The sequence below is a fragment of the Synechococcus sp. MU1643 genome, assembly GCF_020514095.1.
Classification (GTDB): Bacteria; Cyanobacteriota; Cyanobacteriia; order PCC-6307; family Cyanobiaceae; genus Parasynechococcus.
The window spans coordinates 1-17,277 of record NZ_VTKY01000008.1; the positions used below are offsets into that span (position 1 = coordinate 1).

Annotated in this window: 17 protein-coding genes and 1 pseudogene; 11 read left to right on the plus strand and 7 right to left on the minus strand. The window is 61.4% G+C overall.

Going from position 1 to position 17,277, the window contains the following annotated elements; genetic code table 11:
• A pseudogene (locus FZX09_RS10425) lies at positions 1 to 301 on the minus strand (photosystem II q(b) protein); the annotation flags it as partial.
• Between the two features lie 141 nt (positions 302 to 442).
• A complete protein-coding gene (locus FZX09_RS10430; RefSeq protein WP_226402589.1) occupies positions 443 to 1,726 on the minus strand; it encodes a YcjF family protein in 1,284 nt (427 codons plus the stop codon).
• A gap of 169 nt (positions 1,727 to 1,895) precedes the next feature.
• Between FZX09_RS10430 and FZX09_RS10435 the strand changes: the two genes are divergently transcribed.
• From FZX09_RS10435 to FZX09_RS10455, 5 genes are all read left to right on the plus strand, one after another.
• The gene (locus tag FZX09_RS10435; RefSeq protein ID WP_226402720.1) at positions 1,896 to 2,798 is read left to right on the plus strand and encodes a cation diffusion facilitator family transporter; all 903 of its coding nucleotides are present in this window, start codon (positions 1,896 to 1,898) and stop codon (positions 2,796 to 2,798) included.
• Entirely contained in the window at positions 2,791 to 3,318 is a 528-nt protein-coding gene (locus tag FZX09_RS10440; RefSeq protein ID WP_226402591.1) for a hypothetical protein, read from the plus strand. Before FZX09_RS10435 ends, FZX09_RS10440 begins: the two co-directional genes overlap by 8 nt.
• A gap of 16 nt (positions 3,319 to 3,334) precedes the next feature.
• Entirely contained in the window at positions 3,335 to 3,865 is a 531-nt protein-coding gene (locus FZX09_RS10445) for a hypothetical protein (RefSeq protein ID WP_226402593.1), read from the plus strand.
• A 3-nt stretch (positions 3,866 to 3,868) separates the two neighbouring features.
• On the plus strand, positions 3,869 to 4,882 hold the full coding sequence (gene trpS / locus FZX09_RS10450) for a tryptophan--tRNA ligase (protein WP_226402595.1): 1,014 nt from the start codon (positions 3,869 to 3,871) through the stop codon (positions 4,880 to 4,882).
• A 315-nt stretch (positions 4,883 to 5,197) separates the two neighbouring features.
• Positions 5,198 to 5,791, plus strand: coding sequence for a muramidase (locus FZX09_RS10455; RefSeq protein WP_370624236.1), 594 nt, complete (start codon positions 5,198 to 5,200; stop codon positions 5,789 to 5,791).
• Here the strand turns inward: FZX09_RS10455 and FZX09_RS10460 are convergent.
• Positions 5,776 to 6,132 carry a DUF2605 family protein gene (locus tag FZX09_RS10460; RefSeq protein ID WP_226402597.1) on the minus strand — a complete coding sequence of 119 codons (357 nt, stop codon included), beginning with the start codon at positions 6,130 to 6,132 and terminating at the stop codon, positions 5,776 to 5,778. The two genes, FZX09_RS10455 and FZX09_RS10460, sit on opposite strands and share 16 nt — an antisense overlap.
• 3 nt (positions 6,133 to 6,135) lie before the next feature.
• Here FZX09_RS10460 and thrS point away from each other — a divergent pair, with 3 nt between their 5' ends.
• The 6 genes from thrS to FZX09_RS10490 are packed head-to-tail and all read left to right on the plus strand — an operon-like array spanning position 6,136 to position 14,092.
• A complete protein-coding gene (gene thrS, locus FZX09_RS10465; RefSeq protein WP_226402599.1) occupies positions 6,136 to 7,971 on the plus strand; it encodes a threonine--tRNA ligase in 1,836 nt (611 codons plus the stop codon).
• Complete coding sequence (locus FZX09_RS10470; protein ID WP_226402601.1) at positions 7,968 to 8,363, plus strand: DUF1824 family protein; 396 nt, start codon at positions 7,968 to 7,970, stop codon at positions 8,361 to 8,363. The genes thrS and FZX09_RS10470 overlap by 4 nt, the downstream gene beginning before the upstream one ends.
• A gap of 35 nt (positions 8,364 to 8,398) precedes the next feature.
• A complete protein-coding gene (locus FZX09_RS10475; protein ID WP_226402603.1) occupies positions 8,399 to 9,433 on the plus strand; it encodes a glucokinase in 1,035 nt (344 codons plus the stop codon).
• A gap of 14 nt (positions 9,434 to 9,447) precedes the next feature.
• Complete coding sequence (gene thrB / locus FZX09_RS10480) at positions 9,448 to 10,395, plus strand: homoserine kinase (RefSeq protein ID WP_226402605.1); 948 nt, start codon at positions 9,448 to 9,450, stop codon at positions 10,393 to 10,395.
• A gap of 57 nt (positions 10,396 to 10,452) precedes the next feature.
• A complete protein-coding gene (locus tag FZX09_RS10485) occupies positions 10,453 to 11,988 on the plus strand; it encodes an NAD(P)H-quinone oxidoreductase subunit 4 (RefSeq protein WP_226402607.1) in 1,536 nt (511 codons plus the stop codon).
• Between the two features lies 1 nt (position 11,989).
• Positions 11,990 to 14,092: a M3 family metallopeptidase gene (locus tag FZX09_RS10490; RefSeq protein WP_226402609.1), complete on the plus strand. Its 2,103-nt coding sequence runs from the start codon at positions 11,990 to 11,992 to the stop codon at positions 14,090 to 14,092.
• 2 nt (positions 14,093 to 14,094) lie between these two features.
• Here FZX09_RS10490 and FZX09_RS10495 read toward each other — a convergent pair whose 3' ends face one another.
• The 4 genes from FZX09_RS10495 to FZX09_RS10510 are packed head-to-tail and all read right to left on the minus strand — an operon-like array spanning position 14,095 to position 17,274.
• Positions 14,095 to 14,682, minus strand: coding sequence for an alpha/beta fold hydrolase (locus tag FZX09_RS10495; RefSeq protein ID WP_226402611.1), 588 nt, complete (start codon positions 14,680 to 14,682; stop codon positions 14,095 to 14,097).
• Positions 14,679 to 15,050 (minus strand): dihydroneopterin aldolase, encoded by a 372-nt coding sequence (locus tag FZX09_RS10500; protein WP_226402613.1) that lies wholly within the window; start codon positions 15,048 to 15,050, stop codon positions 14,679 to 14,681. The genes FZX09_RS10495 and FZX09_RS10500 overlap by 4 nt, the downstream gene beginning before the upstream one ends.
• Positions 15,050 to 16,357, minus strand: coding sequence for a glutamate-5-semialdehyde dehydrogenase (locus FZX09_RS10505; protein WP_226402615.1), 1,308 nt, complete (start codon positions 16,355 to 16,357; stop codon positions 15,050 to 15,052). Before FZX09_RS10505 ends, FZX09_RS10500 begins: the two co-directional genes overlap by 1 nt.
• An 8-nt stretch (positions 16,358 to 16,365) precedes the next feature.
• Positions 16,366 to 17,274 carry an ROK family protein gene (locus FZX09_RS10510; protein ID WP_226402617.1) on the minus strand — a complete coding sequence of 303 codons (909 nt, stop codon included), beginning with the start codon at positions 17,272 to 17,274 and terminating at the stop codon, positions 16,366 to 16,368.
• Positions 17,275 to 17,277: the final 3 nt, after the last annotated feature.

Consider the following 17,277-nt stretch of genomic DNA (forward strand, 5'->3'; position numbering starts at 1 on the left):
GGGAAGCAGCTTCCCAGATGGGGTAGAAGTGCAGGCCGATGGCGTTTGAAGAAGGAACAACAGCACCAGAGATGATGTTGTTGCCGTAGATCAGGGAGCCAGCGACAGGCTCACGGATGCCATCGATATCAACCGGAGGAGCGGCAATAAAAGCAATAGTGAAGCAGATGGTGGCCGCCAGGAGGCAGGGAATCATCAGCACGCCGAACCAACCCACATAAATGCGGTTGTTGGTGTCGGTCACCCACTGACAAAAGGCTTCCCAATTGCTCTGGCGTCCGCTGCGAATTGCGGTGGACATGGAAGAAAAGAAGACAGATAAACCTCTCCCCGAAAAAAGGGACAGGTGGAACAAGTTTATGGAGGAAACCTTGCCTTACATGGCAACTCAACAATCGGAATCAGCTCTCAAAAAAACTTCATTAAGCACTTTACGAAGCATTCATGAAGTTGCATGAAGCAACCAATCACGGGATTGCTGAATGAAACCGTTCCAGTTCACCCGTTCCTCCTCTGCCGCCCGAGCCACCAACAACGGCGCCTGCTGCTTCAACGCCACAAGATCGAGCTCATCAACACCGGCATTGATCGCCAGCCAATCCGCCATGGATCGGCCCACCACACGGGTGAGGTAAGCCGCACTAAGGGCCTGCATCGAACCAGCGATCAGCCAACTCCCTCCATCAAGTTTGGCCAGTCCCAGCAAGGTCTGCCCAGTCCACTCCACAACGCCTTGGGCGAGAGCCACCCGCGCCAGCTGGGATGCCGCTTCCCTGAGCACATCGGACTGCAGCGACGTCCCCCAGATCTCCCCCATCTCGTTGATCATCAAACCGTTGGCCACCGTGACGGCGAGAAGATCAAGGCTGGCGATGGGGGATGCCATCACAGACCCGGCCACCACCCACTGAGTGCGTTGCTGGATCTGCAGAAAGCGATCACGCCGAAGGGATTCGAGGTCACGCTGCCAACGGCGGTGCAGTTCCGCCAGCAGCCGAGGCCGCGTCTCGACCGCAGCCTGCTTCAGCGAACGGCGCAGCGGTGCTAGGGCAGTCCGCAGCTGCATGGAAGGCTCCTGAAACAGGATCCGCTCACGCCAGCGCTTGGGAAGATCATCCCGAACGGAATCGATGGCATCGGTCGACGCGTCCTGCTCTTCGATCGCCACTAGCAGCCAAGCCGGCTGATCGTCCGGCACCTGCTGAAGCCAGAGCAGATCTGAAGCCAGCAGTGGCGCCTTCAGACTGAACAGGATCAGATCTTGATCCAGCAGGCCGCGGGGCCAGCAACGACAGCCGTCGTCGGTGGTCAAGGGATGGCAGAGCGACAGCGTCAATGGCACCGGGCCCGCCAGAGAGCTGCTGAGGTCTGCTTCATTCGGTCCCTGAGAAGCTCCCAAGCCGACCATTGCCATGCACACAGGACCGCTGCGGTCGAGCACCGCCTTGAGTTCGGCGCGACGGGCCAGATCCGCGGAGGGTTGCTGCTCAAAACGCGCGAACTGATCCAACACCTCCTGGCATCGAGCCATCCATCCGTCCAGCGATACCGGTGCTGTGAAACGCGGTTGAGTTGGCTTGCGGCCAAGCCAGATCACAACACCACCGGCGGCCAGCAGACCCAGCCCCCCTCCGGGAATATGCATCACATCACTGATCAGCCACTGTCCAGCAAGCAGACCAGCTCCAGCCAGAGCCAACGGCCGCAGTAGCGACGACGGTGGCATCGCCAGGTCTGGCCATGAAGCCGGGAGTTTCAATAGAAAGGCTGTTGTAGCAGTGGCCCTTCTTAGCTCAACCCACCACCTGACACCAGAACTTCAGGCCAGAAGGACGACTTCTCCATAAATTGGCAACAGGCCAGGGTCAGCCGTGACACAAAGTCATCCCATCGCGATGGTCGACAACCGCCGGGGGGTGCGCAGGGTTCTCATGGTGGCCCTGGGCCTCAACATCACCATGTCGCTGCTAAAGCTTCTGGTGGGGGCCATGAGTGGTTCCCTGGCGGTGATCGCTGATGGCATGCACAGCGCGACCGATGCGCTGTCCAGCCTCACGGGACTGGTCACCAACAAACTTTCCGATCCACGGCCTGACCGGGATCACCCTTACGGCCATCGCAAATACGAGGCTGTCGGAGCCCTCGGTATCGCTGGTTTCATCCTGTTCACAGCGATCGAAATCCTGCTGCGTTCAGGGGAGAGGCTCATCGAGGGCCTGCCACCCATCCGTGTGACAAGCCAGGAGCTCGTGCTGCTCACGCTCGTGCTGGGATTCAATCTCCTGCTGGCAGGATATGAGCTGCGGGAAGGTCGGCGACTGAACAGCAACCTGCTCAAAGCAGATGCCCAGCATTCGGCGAGCGACGTTTGGACCACCGTGGTGGTGCTGGTGGGCATGGCGGGGGCGGTCTGGCTGCAGGTGAGCTGGCTCGACGTCGCGCTGGCCATCCCCATGGCCCTTCTACTGATTCGTGTGTGCTGGCAGGTGCTGCGCGGCACCTTGCCCTGGTTGGTGGACCACATGGCGGTTGCACCTGAAGCCATCTATGCCGAAACCATGGCCACCGCCGGAGTGATGAACTGCCACGACATCGCCAGCCGGGGCGTTCTGGGCCAGCAGGTGTTCATCGAAATGCATATGGTTGTCAACGCAGACGACCTCACCAAGGCGCACCGGATCACCGAAGAGGTGGAGGAGCGCTTGGACGAAAGCTTCGGGCCGGTGCGGTGCACCATCCACCTGGAACCCAAGGACTACGTGGAGGAAGGGATCACTTACACCGGCGCCCATGGCTGAGGTCGACACCGCACCACATGAGCTAGCTGGGCTGACTGTGCGTCAGCAGCTGGGGCTGATTGAGGTGCTCGATGAAGTTCGCCGTGCCGACGGGTGGTCTTGGCAACTTCCGGTGTTGCTGCGGGAACGATGCTGGCTGCGGCTATCTCGGACTCCACTGACCGTGCTGCACCGCTTGCTCCCTCCAGATGGACGGGATGACGCGCCGGAACTGATGCAATACCGGCGATTGCTGCAGAAGGGGATGGATCCTCTGTTGGCCCAACAGAGCTGCTGGCATGACTTCGGCATCGAGGACTGCCAGAGAGCGCTGCGGGACTACTGGAACAGTCATGACACTGCCATCCACGGTTGGACAGCCGAGCGGTACCGACATCTGGTGAGCAGCTATCGCGAACGGATTGAACGGGGAATCACAGCGGTTCCGATGCTCGTGCTGGCTCGGAAGAGCAGCGTTGAATGCCACCAGTTGCTCTGGATCACCGAAAACACCCCGGTGATGCGTCACACTTGCGCCTGATTCCAGGCCATGGGCCATGAGTGATTCCTACAGCGATCCCCAACAACAGGCGGGACAGGGAGACGGCGGCCGAGACGGTCAGCGCAGTCGTGGCAATCGTGGCGGCGGCCGTGAAGGCGGAGGCTTCCGGATTCGACTGAGCGACAACGAAATGCGTTCGGCAAGGGCACTGCAGGAGGCCTTCAATCTCCGCTCAACCGTTGCCGTTCTGGGTTTCGCAATCCGAAGCCTCGGCCAAATGCTGGAGGACGGCCAACTCGACGCCCTGATAGAGCAGCAGCGCAATCAGCCTGCTCGGGGTGGCCGACGTGATGGTGGTGGCCGCGATGGTGGAGGCCGCGATGGTGGAGGTCGCGGTCGTCGTTTTGACGACGAGCGCAGCAGCCGCGGATCCCGACCGAACCCCTTCGCCCGACCCTCCAAACCCCAGCCCGAAGTCCAGGCTGAACCGGTTGAAGAGCCAGAGGTAAAACCGGTGGTGGAGCCTGTGGTCGAGTCAGAAGTAGCCCCCAGCGACGACACCAAAACCGAAGCAACCGAGGCCTGATTGATGAGCCGGCCAAGGGTTCTTTCCGGGGTGCAACCGACCGGGGCACTGCACCTCGGCAATTGGCTGGGTGCCATCCGCAATTGGGTTGACCTGCAGGAGACCCACGACACTTTTGTTTGTGTTGTGGATCTCCACGCCATCACCGTTCCCCACGACCCCAGCCGCCTGGCTGAGGACACCCGTTCCACAGCAGCGCTCTACCTGGCCTGTGGCATGGATCCCAAACGCTGCGTGGTGTTTGTGCAAAGCCAGGTCGCAGCCCACAGCGAACTCTGCTGGCTGCTGAATTGCGTCACGCCACTCAACTGGCTTGAGCGGATGATTCAGTTCAAAGAGAAAGCAGTGAAGCAGGGGGACAACGTCTCCCTGGGCCTGCTGGACTACCCGGTGCTGATGGCCGCCGACATCCTTCTCTACGACGCTGACCTGGTGCCCGTCGGTGAAGATCAGAAGCAGCACCTGGAGCTGGCGCGTGACATCGCGCAACAGCGCATCAATTCCCGCTTCGGTGGCAAGGACACCCCGGTGCTCAAAGTTCCCAAACCGATGATCCTCAAAGAAGGAGCTCGGGTGATGAGCCTGACGGATGGCCGCAGCAAAATGAGCAAGAGCGATCCCAACGAGGGGAGTCGCATCACCCTTCTGGACCCTCCCGAGCTGATCACCAAGAAGATCAAACGCGCCAAAACCGATCCAGAGCGTGGTCTCGAATTCGGCAACCCCGACCGGCCAGAAACCGACAACCTCTTAGGGCTTTACGCGATCCTGAGCGGCAAGGAGCGCGAACAGGCCGCCAATGAGTGCGCCGGGATGGGTTGGGGACAGTTCAAGCCGCTGCTGGCCGAAGCCACCGTGAACGCGCTGGAACCCATCCAGACCCGCTACCGGGAGCTGATGCAGGACCCCACAGAGCTCGATCAGGTGCTGAGCACAGGCCGCGAGAAAGCTGAAACCGTGGCCAACGCCACGCTTGAACGGGTTCGGGACGCCTTGGGCTTCGCCCGACCAGCCTAATCAGCACCAAAGAGACGCATTAGCTGCTCTGATCAATGCGACGGCCATGGGCTTGAGCCATGGCCCCTGAGGCTTGAGGGAGAAAACCTCAGCCGCAGACGCGAGTCTCGCAAGACTCTCACCCTTCTCTCAGTTGCGTATACATAGCGCAGACTGCGCGTCAACCCCACAAGCACCGGCCTCGCGTCCAGGCCTCGTGGGCCAGCACTGTAGCTGTCCACTTTATTGGCCTTTGTGCGTCGTCTTTTTTCTGCGTTCAGCCCAGCCACGCGTTGGAACCGGCCTGTCGTCTGTGCTGCCCTAACCACAGGATTGGTGCTGTCCGCAGGAGCCACACAGCGACCGCAGAAAACGGACACGCCTTTAGACCATGCCGCGCATGTCGAGACCAGCAGCCGCGCCCATCTGGCCACCGGCAACGAGGGCGGGCGTTATGAGCTGACGCCTGAGCGCCGAGCCCTGCTCAACACCATTCGCTTCGCCGAGGGGACCTGGAAGGACGGCGAAGACAAGGGTTATCGAATCATTTATGGCGGCGGGCAGTTTCAAGACCTCTCACGCCATCCCGAGCGGGTGATCGTGAAGCGCTACACCAGCGCCGCTGCTGGTGCCTATCAATTTCTGCCCAAGACGTGGAAAGGAGTGGCTAATGAGCTCAACCTGAGCAGCTTCGAGCCCAGGCACCAGGATCAGGCTGCTCTGCACCTTGTGGAGCGCCGAGGAGCTCTCAAAGAAATTGACCGGCAGGGCCTGACCAAGAACGCCATGGCGAAGCTGGCTCCCGAATGGGCATCCTTTCCCACCTGGAATGGCCGCTCCGCCTACGGGCAACCGGTAAAGAGCCATCAGGAACTGGCGAGCTTCTACAGCAGCAACCTTCGGGAGTTGCGCAATCAACTGGGGGCCTGAGGCGAACGGGACGAACCCAACTTCGCGGCCAAGGCCCACACCTCCGTGACCAAGCCATGCCACGGGTTCATCACCGCCATCGAAACCGCCATGGGCTGCGTTGATGCAGCCACCAGGGAGCGCGTTGCAGCAATTGCCTTCTTGCCGTCCTGCAGCCGCTCCTCCATGTGCTGACGCTCCTCCAGCGGCATCACCTCATCCGGACAGGCCTGCAGAAGCTCCTCCCCGCGCTGAAACCAGTGATCGAAGTCATCGAGAAGTGATGCCAGCAGCTCATCCAACAGCGCGCCAGCTTCCCGATTGGTTGACTCACCCACGTGTTGCCCTCGGGCCTCGCCCATAGGATGGCGGACCTTGAACCTGAACCGGTGAGCAGCGCTGCAGCAACCACCCCAGCCCCTTCAGCACCAGTGGTTCTGCCCAAGACCAGCGAAAGCGATCAACTGCTCAAGATTCGGCATTCCATGAGCCATGTCATGGCCATGGCTGTGCAGCAGTTGTTTCCCAAGGCACGCGTCACTATCGGCCCCTGGACCGAAACCGGTTTCTATTACGACTTCGACAATCCCGATCCCTTCACCGAGGCCGATCTGAAGGCCATCAAGAAAGGGATGATCAAGATCATCAACAAGAAACTGCCCCTGGAGCGGGTCGAGGTGAGCCGCAGCGAGGCCGAGGCAAAAATCAAGGCCCAGAACGAGCCCTACAAGCTCGAGATCCTTGAAGGACTGCAGGAGCCGATCACCCTTTACACCCTTGGCGAGGACTGGTGGGACCTCTGTGCCGGTCCCCATGTGGACCACACCGGCCAACTCAACGCCAAGGCATTCGAGCTGGAAAGCGTGGCAGGCGCCTACTGGCGTGGCGATGAGACCAAAGCGCAGCTGCAACGCATCTACGGCACGGCCTGGGAAACCCCGGAACAGCTGGCGGAGCACAAACATCTGAAGGAAGAAGCTCTCCGCCGCGACCATCGCCGGATCGGCAAAGACCTCGACCTGTTTTCCATCGAGGACGAGGCCGGCGCTGGCCTGGTGTTCTGGCACCCCCGCGGTGCCCGCATGCGCCTCCTAATCGAAGAGTTCTGGCGCCAGGCCCACTTCGAAGGCGGATACGAGCTCCTCTACACCCCCCACGTGGCGGACATCAGCCTCTGGAAGACCTCAGGCCACCTCGACTTCTACGCCGAGAGCATGTTCGGCCCAATGGAGGTGGACGAACGGGAGTACCAGCTCAAGCCGATGAACTGCCCGTTCCACGTGCTCACTTACGCCAGCAAACTGCGCAGCTACAGGGAACTGCCAATCCGCTGGGCGGAGCTTGGAACGGTGTATCGCTACGAGCGCCCTGGTGTGATGCACGGTCTGATGCGGGTCCGGGGCTTCACCCAGGACGATGCCCACGTGTTCTGCCTGCCCGAGCAGATCAGCGACGAGATCCTGAAAATTCTCGATCTCACCGAGCGGATCCTCTCCGCCTTCGATTTCAGCAACTACGAGATCAACCTCTCCACCCGCCCCGAGAAGTCCATCGGCGATGACGCCGTCTGGGACCTGGCCACCAAGGGACTGATTGAAGCCCTAGAGCGCAAGGGTTGGGCCTACAAAATTGATGAGGGTGGCGGCGCCTTCTACGGCCCGAAAATTGATCTCAAGATCGAAGACGCCATTGGCCGGATGTGGCAGTGCTCCACCATCCAGTTGGATTTCAATCTGCCGGAACGATTTGAGCTCGACTACATCGCCGCCGACGGCAGCAAGCAGCGGCCAATCATGATCCACCGAGCCATCTTCGGCTCGCTGGAGCGTTTCTTCGGAATCATGACCGAGAACTACGCCGGCGATTACCCCTTCTGGCTGGCCCCGGAACAGGTGCGTCTGTTGCCCGTCACCGACGAGGTGCACTCCTACGCGGAGCAGTTGCTTAACCAACTCACCCAAGCTGGTGTGCGGGCCACCATCGACCGCAGTGGCGACCGTCTCGGCAAGTTGATCCGCACCGGCGAACAGATGAAGATCCCCGTGCTGGCGGTCATCGGTGCCAAGGAAGCAGAGCAGAACGCCGCAAGCCTGCGCAGCCGACGGGACGGTGACCTCGGGGTTACATCTGTGGCCGACCTGATCAGTTCTGCTCAAATGGCCAACGGCCAGCGCGCCGCAGGCCTGGAGCTGAACCGATGACGGATTCCCCCGTGCAGAACCTTGCCGATCTCGCGCGTATGCGTGGAGCACCGGAACTGCTTCCTCAGATCAGAAACGAACTGCGAGAAGAACTCGATCAGGCGATGGCCAACGCCAGCTGGTTCACCATCGGCGTCATGGCCCCGTCCATGGAGGAGGCCATCACAGCGCTGCGCAGCCTCGAGCAAAGCCAACAGTGGGAGCCACTGCAGCTCGTCGACAGCCCCAAGGAGCCGGGCCCTGTTTTTTTAAAAGCCAATCAGAAAGGAAGCACGATCCGAATTCGGATCGAGCACGGCCTCGGCGAGGGAATTCTGATCAGTGGCCACGGCGACGACGACACCACGCCAAGCACCACCTGGGGACCGCTTCCACTGGACTTCTTCTCCTGAGCGAACCACGCTGTTAGGAGACGCTGCGGCCATGGATGGCCACCACCACACTCCTAGCGGGGGACATGGGAGGCACCAAGACCCTGCTCGCTCTCTACGGAAGTGAAGCGGGTCAACTGAGCCTTCTGCACCAAGAACGCTTTGGCTCGGGAGAGTGGTCATCCCTTGAGCCGATGCTCGAGACATTCCTCAACAATCGCCCAGCTGATCTCCAGGCTCCTACGCATGCCTGCATCGCCGTTGCCGGTCCGGTGCGCCACAAGGAGGCCCGGATCACGAATCTGCCCTGGCGGTTGCGGGAAGCCGACCTGGCGAGGGCAGCAGGCACTGAACGCCTCGAGCTGGTGAATGATTTCGGCGTGCTGATTTACGGGCTGCCCCATTTCGACGGCAACCAGCAGGTGATCCTTCAGAACGGCCACCAAGACAATGGCCCCCTGGCAATTCTTGGTGCCGGCACCGGTCTCGGCATGGCACGAGGACTGCAGAGCGAACAGGGACTGGTGGCCCTGGCGAGCGAGGGAGGGCACCGCGAATTTGCCCCGCGCAATGAAGCGGAATGGGAGCTGTCCTGCTGGCTCAAACAAGACCTCGGCGTCAGCCGGCTGTCGATTGAACGCATCGTGAGTGGCACCGGCCTTGGGCATATGGCCCACTGGCTGCTTCAGAAACCCGATGCCGCCATGCACCCCCTACGCAGCGTGGCTGAGGCGTGGCGGCGCAACAGTTCCAACGATCTTCCCGCTCAGGTGAGCGTCGCGGCTGAAGGGGGTGATCCCCTAATGCAACGCGCCTTACAGCTGTGGCTTGAGGCCTATGGCGCAGCGGCAGGCGATCTTGCCCTTCAAGAACTCTGTACAGGAGGCCTCTGGGTTGGTGGGGGCACAGCATCAAAACAATTGAAGGGACTGCAATCCGCCAGATTTCTCAACGCGATGCGCGATAAAGGGCGCTTCCGCGAGCTGATCGAAGGGATGCAGGTCACAGCGGTGATCGATCCCGATGCCGGACTGTTCAGTGCAGCCTGTCGCGCCAGGATGCTGGCGGAGTCAGGTGGGACACTGGCCTGAGAAGAGGATCAGCGATGGCGCAGCCGCGCATCGGTCAGAAAGTGGTCGTGGACGTCCCGGCAACCACCGCCAATCTCGGCCCGGGATTTGACTGCCTCGGTGCAGCCCTCGACCTGAACAACCGATTCGCGATGCGGCGGATCGAAGGGGGCGGTGAACGGTTTGAGCTGATTATTGAGGGATCGGAGGGGAGCCACCTCCGCGGTGGTCCTGAAAACCTCGTCTACCGCGCGGCCCAACGGGTGTGGAAAGCGGCTGGCCTGGAACCCGTTGGTCTTGAGGCACGGGTGCGTCTTGCCGTGCCGCCGGCACGGGGACTGGGCAGCAGTGCCACGGCCATCGTGGCGGGATTGATGGGAGCAAATGCCCTCGTCGGTGAGCCCCTCTCCAAGGAAAAGCTGCTCGAGCTGGCCATCGACATCGAAGGGCACCCCGACAATGTTGTCCCCTCCCTTCTGGGGGGCCTCTGCATGACCGCAAAAGCCGCCTCTCAGCGCTGGCGCGTGGTGCGCTGCGAATGGGCGCCAAGCGTGAAGGCCGTCGTGGCAATTCCATCGATTCGCCTGAGCACCAGCGAAGCCCGCCGGGCCATGCCCAAGACCATTCCCGTTGGCGATGCTGTGGTCAACCTGGGTGCCTTAACGCTTCTGCTGCAGGGGCTGCGCACCGGCAACGGTGATCTGATCTCCGACGGCATGCACGATCGTTTGCACGAGCCTTACCGCTGGCGGCTGATCAAAGGCGGTGACGAGGTCAAACAGGCAGCCATGGACGCGGGCGCCTGGGGCTGTGCCATCAGCGGAGCCGGACCAAGCGTCCTGGCTCTGTGTGAGGAAGACAAGGGCCCAGCCGTCAGCCGCGCGATGGTCAAAGCCTGGGAAGCGGCAGGAGTCGCCAGCCGCGCGCCGGTGCTGAATTTGCAGACCTCAGGCAGCCACTGGCAACCGGCTGAGGATGAGTAGATCCACCTAAAAAGGGCATTCAGCCCTGTTAGCTTTGTTAAATATTGCGGACACGGAATGGATGCTGGGTTAGCAGAGCTTGCTGTCTCGGGCAGTCCATTCCCCTGGTTGTCATTGATTGTGCTGTTGCCGGCGGCAGCAGCTTTGGTGCTGCCACTGGTTCCGAGCAGCGAAGAGAATCCATCCCCTGCCCCGAAAATCATCACCCTGGTCGTCCTGATGGTCGATCTCCTGTTGATGATGGGGGTGTTTGCCACCCGCTTCGACCCCAGCACTGAAGGGCTTCAGCTGGTGGAGCGGGTGAGCTGGCTCCCAGCGCTCGGCCTCGAATGGTCCCTTGGTGTTGATGGTCTTTCAGCACCTCTTGTGGTGCTCAGCGGCCTGGTCACTTTGCTGTCTGTGGCTGCCAGTTGGTCGGTGAAGCGCAAATCACGGCTGTACTTCGCCCTGATGCTGGTTCAGGCCTCGGCCCAGGGCCTGGTGTTTCTCTCACAGGATTTCCTGCTGTTCTTCTTGGCATGGGAGCTGGAACTTGTTCCCGTCTACCTGCTGATCGCTATCTGGGGCGGACAAAACCGCCAGTACGCCGCGACCAAATTCATCCTCTACACAGCCCTGGCCTCTCTGCTGATCCTGGTCAGCGGCCTGGCGCTGGCTCTCTCCGGTGACATCTTCACCTTCAACCTCACCGAACTGTCAGCTCGCTCCCCAGGCGGCAGCTTTGGCCTGTTGTGTTATGTGGGCTTCCTGATTGGCTTCGGCGTGAAACTGCCGATGTTCCCGCTCCACACCTGGCTGCCCGATGCCCACGGCGAGGCGAACGCGCCGGTGTCGATGCTTCTGGCCGGGGTACTCCTGAAAATGGGCGGCTACGCACTACTGCGCTTCAACGTGCAGATGCTGCCTGAAGCGCACGCCACCCTGGCGCCGGCCCTGGTGATTCTTGGAATCGTGAACATCGTTTACGGCGCCCTCAACGCCTTCGCCCAAGACAACGTCAAACGCAGGATCGCCTGCAGTTCAGTGAGCCACATGGGCTTTGTCCTGGTGGGGATAGGTGCCGTTGATGCCCTGGGAATCAGCGGAGCCATGCTCCAAATGGTGAGCCATGGCCTGATCGCTGCAGCGATGTTCTTCGTAACGGGTGTGTTCTACGAGCGAACCAAAACCCTCTCGATCCCCAACATGGGCGGATTGGCAAAGGCCCTGCCGATCACCTTTGCCTTCTTCCTGGCTAGCTCCCTAGCGTCATTGGCGCTGCCAGGCATGAGTGGCTTCATCAGTGAAATCACTGTGTTCCTTGGCATCACAAGCCAGGAAGCCTTCACCTCGGTGTTCCGCTCAATCACCGTGCTGATGGCCGCCATCGGTCTTGTGCTCACACCGATCTATCTCCTTTCCATGTGCCGCCGGGTGTTCTTCGGGCCCAGGATTCCTGCCCTGGCGAGTGTTGCTGACATGCGGCCCAGGGAACTGGTGATTGGCCTCAGCCTGCTGGTGCCAACACTAGTGATCGGCATCTGGCCCCGCGTTGCCATGGACCTTTACGAAGCCTCCACCAACGCTTTGGCCCTGCAGTTCATTGCCAGCTGAGATGTCGACTGTTTCCCCCCTTCTGCGCGGCCATGGGCTTCCCGAGTTCCGTGCCATTTCCCCTGAGCTCGTCAGCACAGACATCCCAGTTCTGCTTGAGCAGCTGGATCAGGACTTCAGTGCGCTCGAGCAAGATCTGGATTCAGCCCTCACCGGACCCTCCAAACTGTCCTGGGATGGGGTGATGCAACCGCTCCAGGCCATCGGCGAACGGCTGCGTTGGAGCTGGGGCGTGGTGTCACACCTCAATGGCGTTTGCAATTCCGCTGAAATGCGCGATGCCCATGCCGCCCAGCAACCCGATGTTGTGCGCCTCAGCAACCGCCTCGGCCAAAGCCAGATTCTTCATCGGGTCTTGATGGCCCTTCAAAGCGATCCCGCCGAACCACTCAATCCAACCCAAGAGCGGATTCTGAAATCAGAGCTGCTCTCGATGCAGCAGCGCGGTGTTGGCCTCAGTGGCGATGAGAAGGCAGCCTTCAACAGCACCAGTGAACGCCTGGCCGCGCTCTCCACCCAGTTCGGCAACCACGTGCTCGATGCCACGCGGCAGTGGACCCTGAAGCTCAGCCAAACCAGCGACGTGGAAGGCCTGCCGCAGCGGGCTTTGGAGGCGTTGGCCGCAGCATCTCGCGAAGCAGGGGAGACTGATGCATCTGCGGAGTCCGGCCCCTGGCTGCTGGGACTGGACATGCCCCGCTATTTGCCCTTCCTCACCCATGCCAACAACCGATCACTGAGAGAAAAGGCCTATCGCGCCCATGTTGGGCGGGCCAGTGAAGGAGAACTCGATAACCGGGCACTGATCGAGGAGATCCTGACCCTGAGGCGCGAACAAGCCTCCCGCCTGGGCTATGCCCATTGGGCTGACCTCAGCCTCAGCGCAAAGATGGCTGACGATGTTCAAGCTGTGGAAGCACTGCTGGACGAACTTCGCGCTGCGGCATACCCAGCAGCTGAGCAAGAGCTGCGGGATCTCCAAGCCATCGCCAGGGAGCAGAAGGCCCCTGAAGCTGATGAGCTAGCTCCTTGGGATATCGCCTACTGGTCGGAGAAGTTGCGCCAATCCCGATTCGACCTGGATCAGGAAGCGCTGCGCCCTTGGTTCCCGCTGCCGCAGGTGCTCGAAGGCCTGTTCAGCCTGTGTTCACGTCTGTTCGACGTCGAGATCATCGCCGCCGACGGCGAGGCACCGACATGGAACGACGATGTGCGCTTCTTCCGGGTGAAGCGCTCCGATGGCACACCGATCGCCGGCTTCTACCTCGACCCCTTCAGCCGCCCCGCCAGCAAGCGCGGTGGAGCTTGGATGGATGAATGCTTGGGCCTCAGCAAGAAATCCGATGGATCTGTCGTGCTGCCGGTGGCCTACCTGGTCTGCAACCAGACCCCACCTGTGGGTGACACGCCCAGCCTGATGAGCTTCGAGGAAGTGGAAACCCTCTTCCATGAATTCGGCCATGGGCTCCAGCACATGCTCACCACCGTTGAGGAACCGGAAGCAGCTGGCATCAGCAACGTGGAATGGGATGCCGTGGAACTCCCCAGCCAGTTCATGGAGAACTGGTGCCTTGATCACGCCACCTTGATGGGCATGGCGCGACACTGGCAGACCGGTGACCCCCTGCCTGAGGCGGAATTCAACAAGCTGCGCAGCAGCCGCACCTTCAACTCCGGCCTGGCCACCTTGCGGCAGGTTCACTTCGCCCTGAGTGACCTCCGCCTCCACAGCCAGTGGACCCCTGAACTTGGCATTACCCCAGACGAACTGCGCCGTGAGATTGCTGCCACCACCACGGTGATGGCTCCCATCCCAGAGGATCAGTTTCTCTGCGCCTTCGGCCATATCTTCGCGGGGGGCTACTCCGCTGGGTACTACTCCTACAAATGGGCTGAGGTGCTCAGTGCTGATGCTTTCTCCGCTTTTGAGGAGGTTGGTCTAGATCAGGAGGATCAAGTTCGCGAAACGGGAGCCCGCTTCCGCGACACCGTGCTCAGCCTCGGTGGCAGTTGCTCTCCAGCAGAAGTGTTTGAAGCCTTCCGAGGCCGTCCGGCCAGTACCGAAGCACTGATTCGCCATTCCGGCCTGGTGGCCGCGGCTTGAGCTCAGGCGCCCAAGCTGCTGCTGAGCCGTTGAATCGCGGCGGGGTGGCTGATCAGCTGCTGATGGGTCCAGACGGGGATTTCCTCACACCGGCCCAGCGGCAGAACGGCCCTCCAGCCGGGGCAAACCATTAGATCCCAGCGGCAGAAGAAACTGGAGCAGTCGACCCCAGCAAGGGCATCGGATTGGCGATTCAGCTCTCGCAGCAGGCGACTGCCCATTTTCATGTCTGCAGCACCGGGTAGGAGCAGACGGGGAATCATCTGAGCAGCCAAGGTGCCCTGCTGCGGGCTTCCCACGCTGAAGAAGCGCCGGGTGCGCTGCGCCCCCCCCAGCTCCTGCAGCCAGATTCTGCCGATAACGCCCCCCATCGAAAAACCCAGAAGATCGACCCTGGTTTCAGCACCGAAGCGCCGCTGAATGTTCTCATCCAGGCGCGAGGCCAAATGCCGCAGGGGAACCCAGCCCAGACCATGGGGCAGGTGTGGCGCCAGCAACGGGAGATCAGGTTGGTCCAGCCCCTGAATTAATCGGTGAAAAAGACGGGGCGAGTCCCAGAGACCATGCACCAACACCAAAGGGATGCTCACAGGGCTGATTGACCGCCATGGCGCGAGCGTTCCACGAACACCCGACCGTTAAATCCCGGAACCGGTGCGGCACATTTGGTTAACCGTAACCACATCGGCATGGGCCCGTAGAGAGTTTCCAGCCGATCCAACATCTGCTCGCTGAAATGCTCGATCGTTAGGCAACGAACCTCCTGGGACAACCCCTGCAAGGCCTGAATCGCCACGCTGTAGTCCAGGCTCTGGCTCAGGTCGTCGGCCACGGCAGCAGCCTTCAGATCGAGCTGGACACTGAAATCAAGGTTGAACCATTGGCCATCCTGGCGTTCGTGTTCCAAAACCCCGACGTGGGCCCACAACCGCAGCTCCCGCAGACCGATGCAATCCATCAGAGCGGCCGATCGATGTGGGTGAAGACGCGGCTGCCGTTGGAATAGTCGGCAGCGATGTGACCATCGCCGCGCAACCTATAGCGGTAGGTCACCAGCCCCTCAAGGCCAACGGGTCCCCGGGGCGGCAGGGTCTGGGTGCTGATGCCCACCTCAGCGCCGAATCCATAACGGAACCCATCGGCGAAGCGGCTGGAACAGTTGTGATAAACACCAGCGCTATCCACCGCCGCAAGAAAACGATCAGCCGCCTTGGCATCCTCCGTCAGGATCACTTCGGTGTGACGTGAGCCAAAGGAACGGATGTGATCGGTGGCTGCCTCGAGATCGTCCACCAGCTTCACCGCCAGGATCAGATCCAGATACTCCGTGCTCCAGTCCTCCTCTGAAGCCGCTTCCGCTACGCCAAGGGACACGCTCGCGGCATCACCCCGCAGCTGCACCCCGGCAGCAACGAAGGCCGGCAGCGCAGCGGCAAGAAAAGGCTGGGCAATGGAGCGGTGCACCAGCAAGGTCTCGATGGCGTTGCAAGCGGCGGGATACTGGCTTTTGCTATCCACCGCCACCCGAACGGCTTTATCGACATCGGCCGCAGCATCCACGTAGAGATGGCACACCCCATCGGCATGGCCCAGCACAGGAATGCGGGTGTTGTCCTGGATGAAGCGCACCAGCTCGTTGCTTCCCCTGGGGATGATCAGATCCACGAGGCCATCGAGTCGCAACAACGCCAGGCTTTCCTGTCGTGTTGTAAGCAGCGCCAGGGCATCGGCAGACACCGGACTGGCCGCCAGGCCTGCCTGCAGGGCGTCCATCACGGCCTCATTGGTGCAGCGGGCCTCACTGCCCCCTTTCAACAGAGCACCGTTGCCTGAACGGATCGCCAGCGAGGCGATCTGCATCACAGCATCCGGCCTGGCTTCAAAGATCACACCCACCACCCCAAGCGGCACGGAGATCCGTTCCAACACCAAGCCCTGGTCCAGCTCCCGGTGCAACTGACGACAGCCCAACGGATCACTGAGGCTGGCCACCTTGCGAACGCCATCAATCGCCGCGGCCAACTTGGTTTCATCCAGCTTCAGACGAGCCATCAGAGCCGGCGACAGCCCAGCGGCAGCAGAGCGGTCGAGGTCTTCTAGGTTGGCCGCGAGGATGGTTGAGGCGCGGTCGGTCAGCGCGTCCGCCATCGTCTGGAGCGCCAGGGCCCGTTGGCCGTCATCGGTCTGCCCCAGATCAACAGCAGCGTGGCGGACAGCCGCGGCAAGCTTCAAAAGCGCGGCGGAAGGCTCTGGAACGCTGGACATCAACACAATCAATCTGGAGCCATCATCCCGTTAAGCCGCTGCAGAGCGAGCCGCGCTGCTCCCAGGCGTCCAGCACCATTACCTAGACAGGCGGCCTCGATCCGTAATCCCTCCCTTGAGACGGCCTGAACCCGCGACTCCACCTCTCGACGCACCGATGGCAGAAAGTGGCGGGCGGCACCCGCCAGTCCGCCCCCCAACAGAACCAACTGTGGTGTAAACACATACACCAGCGAAGCAACGCCACAGCCGAGGCGCTCGCCGTAACGGCTCCAAACCTCCAGAGCCGCAGGATCACCGGTATCAGCCTCCGCACTGAGCTCACGGGGATCGCGATCACACAACCGTCGCAGGCCCGTGATGCTGGCGAACTGCTCCAGTGAGCCACGGTTGCCGCTGTTGCAGGCCGGACCATCGGGCTGCAACCCGATCAGACCGGGTTCCGCTGCGGCACCGTTATGGCCAGTAAACAGCTCACCTCTCAAAAGCACTCCCCCTCCCACACCGGTTCCGAGGGTCAGCAGCACCACATCACCTACACCACGGGCAGCACCGAGCCAGGCCTCTCCGACCACCGCACAGTTGCCGTCATTGGCAAGGGTGACCCGACGATTGAGCCTGGACTCGAGCCAATCCGCCAGCGGCACGTCCTCCCAGCCCGGCAGGTTGATGCATACCCGGGCGACCCGGGCCGTCACATCCATCGGACCAGGGAGTCCGATGCCGACCGCCTCAGCCGCATGCTCCGGGTCAATCTGTTCAATGGCTTCACAGAGGGCCATCGTCACGACGCCAGGCACTGCCGGCTGAGGCGTGAGCACTTGCGCCTCAGCTAGCACCGAGCCGTCAGCACGAATCCGAGCCAGCTTGATCGCCGTGCCCCCGAGATCCACCCCAATCACTTGCGCGTCAGGCATCCC

Bases quoted from the DNA above. Each gene is read 5' to 3' on its own strand.
- FZX09_RS10430 (WP_226402589.1), bottom strand. From the start codon at position 1,726: ATGCCACCGTCGTCGCTACTGCGGCCGTTGGCTCTGGCTGGAGCTGGT.
- FZX09_RS10435 (WP_226402720.1), top strand. From the start codon at position 1,896: ATGGTCGACAACCGCCGGGGGGTGCGCAGGGTTCTCATGGTGGCCCTG.
- FZX09_RS10440 (WP_226402591.1), top strand. From the start codon at position 2,791: ATGGCTGAGGTCGACACCGCACCACATGAGCTAGCTGGGCTGACTGTG.
- FZX09_RS10445 (WP_226402593.1), top strand. From the start codon at position 3,335: ATGAGTGATTCCTACAGCGATCCCCAACAACAGGCGGGACAGGGAGAC.
- trpS (WP_226402595.1), top strand. From the start codon at position 3,869: ATGAGCCGGCCAAGGGTTCTTTCCGGGGTGCAACCGACCGGGGCACTG.
- FZX09_RS10460 (WP_226402597.1), bottom strand. From the start codon at position 6,132: ATGGGCGAGGCCCGAGGGCAACACGTGGGTGAGTCAACCAATCGGGAA.
- thrS (WP_226402599.1), top strand. From the start codon at position 6,136: ATGGCGGACCTTGAACCTGAACCGGTGAGCAGCGCTGCAGCAACCACC.
- FZX09_RS10470 (WP_226402601.1), top strand. From the start codon at position 7,968: ATGACGGATTCCCCCGTGCAGAACCTTGCCGATCTCGCGCGTATGCGT.
- FZX09_RS10475 (WP_226402603.1), top strand. From the start codon at position 8,399: ATGGCCACCACCACACTCCTAGCGGGGGACATGGGAGGCACCAAGACC.
- thrB (WP_226402605.1), top strand. From the start codon at position 9,448: ATGGCGCAGCCGCGCATCGGTCAGAAAGTGGTCGTGGACGTCCCGGCA.
- FZX09_RS10485 (WP_226402607.1), top strand. From the start codon at position 10,453: ATGGATGCTGGGTTAGCAGAGCTTGCTGTCTCGGGCAGTCCATTCCCC.
- FZX09_RS10490 (WP_226402609.1), top strand. From the start codon at position 11,990: ATGTCGACTGTTTCCCCCCTTCTGCGCGGCCATGGGCTTCCCGAGTTC.
- FZX09_RS10500 (WP_226402613.1), bottom strand. From the start codon at position 15,050: ATGGATTGCATCGGTCTGCGGGAGCTGCGGTTGTGGGCCCACGTCGGG.
- FZX09_RS10505 (WP_226402615.1), bottom strand. From the start codon at position 16,357: ATGTCCAGCGTTCCAGAGCCTTCCGCCGCGCTTTTGAAGCTTGCCGCG.
- FZX09_RS10510 (WP_226402617.1), bottom strand. From the start codon at position 17,274: ATGCCTGACGCGCAAGTGATTGGGGTGGATCTCGGGGGCACGGCGATC.